General features: G+C 61.4%; 1 protein-coding gene and 1 pseudogene. Both read left to right on the top strand.

The features are described 5' to 3' along the window. A pseudogene (locus VIW95_RS13490) lies at positions 1-945 on the top strand (hypothetical protein); the annotation flags it as partial. Positions 946-1246: 301 nt separating this feature from the next. Next, the coding region (locus tag VIW95_RS13485; RefSeq protein WP_331587354.1) for a phage portal protein family protein at positions 1247-1665 on the top strand (419 nt) is incomplete at its 3' end.

Here is a 1665-nt window from a genome sequence, read left to right as displayed (position 1 = left end):
CTGGCCGACGGACTATACAGAAAAATCTGCGAGCAGACCGAAACCGAGTGGAGCGAAGAAAAGCAACGCGAATGGCGTCAGCAAATCGTCGATTACTACGGCGATAACGTCGGCGAGGAGCTGTTCTGCATCCCGCGCGCGTCGTCGGGCGCGTACCTGAGCTCGGTGCTGATCGAGGCGCGGATGAAAGCCGGAATCCCGATCCTGCGCTGGGAAATGCCGGCGGAGTTTTCAGGCCGTCCGGAAGGGCAGCGTTACTCCGAGACCCAGGCGTGGTGCGACGACAATCTCGCGCCGGTGCTCGCGGCGCTCAAGCCCGCGCTGGCAAGTTATTTCGGCGAAGACTTCGGGCGTTCCGGCGACCTTACGGTTATCTGGCCGCTGCAAATGGGGCAGGACCTGACGCGGCGCACACCGTTCGTCGTCGAGCTGCGCAACATTCCGTTTCGAAACCAGGAGCAGGTGCTTTTCTATATCATCGACCGCCTGCCGCGATTCACAACCGGCGCGATGGACGCGCGCGGCAACGGACAGTACCTCGCGGAGACTGCGGCGCAGCGCTACGGCGCGCGAATCGTGCAGGTGATGCTGTCGGAGTCGTGGTATCGCGAGAATATGCCGCGCTACAAGGCGGCGTTCGAGGACGGCACGATCGAAATTCCGAAGGACGCAGACGTGCTGGGGGACCATCGCGCGATCGTGCTCGAGAACGGCGTCGCTAAGATTTCGGAACGGCGTGCGGGCAGCGACGGCAAGGGACGGCATGGCGACTCGGCGATGGCAGCCGCGCTCGCATTCTTCGCGTCGCGCGCGGAGCAGGGGAGCATCGCGTACACTCCGGCGCGAGCAGCGGGGAAGCGGGAGGGATTATATGTGCGCGACAATCCTTTCGGCGCGGCGCCGGTGGAGGACGAGATGGTTGGAGGGAGGGTGCGTGGATTTTAGGAATTTACCTCTCCCGCGGGAGAGGTCGACGTGAGTTCGCGAGCGTCGGGTGAGGGCGCTCACATCGAGCTGAATGCTTGCGCCCTCACCCGCGCCAAGGCCGCGACCTCTCCCGGAGGGAGAGGTAAGAACTATGAATAGCTACTGGAGATGGAAATGCGAAGAGTGCGGGTACGAGTTTCTACTTGCGATCGTCAGATTGCCCGATTCGTGCCATCGATGCGGCGCCGAATGGTTTTTAAAAGTTGGTGAAGCTGCCAGCAAAGAATCTCGAACTGACTAGTTGCGTGGGAGAACCAGGATGACACTCTATGACGCTTTCGGTCGCGAAGTTGATACGGGCATGTTGCGTGAAGAGCAAGCCGCGCCAACGATGGCGGGCGTGCGAAATATATATTCCGTAATGCATCCGTCGATTGGACTCACGCCGGAACGCCTGACGGGAATCCTTCAGCAGGCAGAGTTCGGAGATCCGTATTTGTATCTAGAGCTGGCCGAGGAGATGGAAGAAAAGGACCTCCATTACCTTGCCGTGCTCGGGACTCGCAAGAATGCGGTGGCGCAGCTGGATGTCGTGGTGCGGGCGGCGTCGAGCGGAGCCGAGGATCAGCGCGCGGCGGCGATGGTGCGCGAGATGGTTTGCGACGGGCCGATACAGCTCGACAGCGTGCTGTTCGACGGGCTCGATGCGGTGGGCAAGGGATTTTCGGCGACCGAGAT

The organism is Binatus sp. (SeqCode), from assembly GCF_036522015.1.
Taxonomy (GTDB): Bacteria; Desulfobacterota; Binatia; order Binatales; family Binataceae; genus Binatus.
The sequence above is the reverse complement of the archived record's forward strand: the minus strand, read 5'-3'. Positions and strand labels throughout refer to the sequence as shown.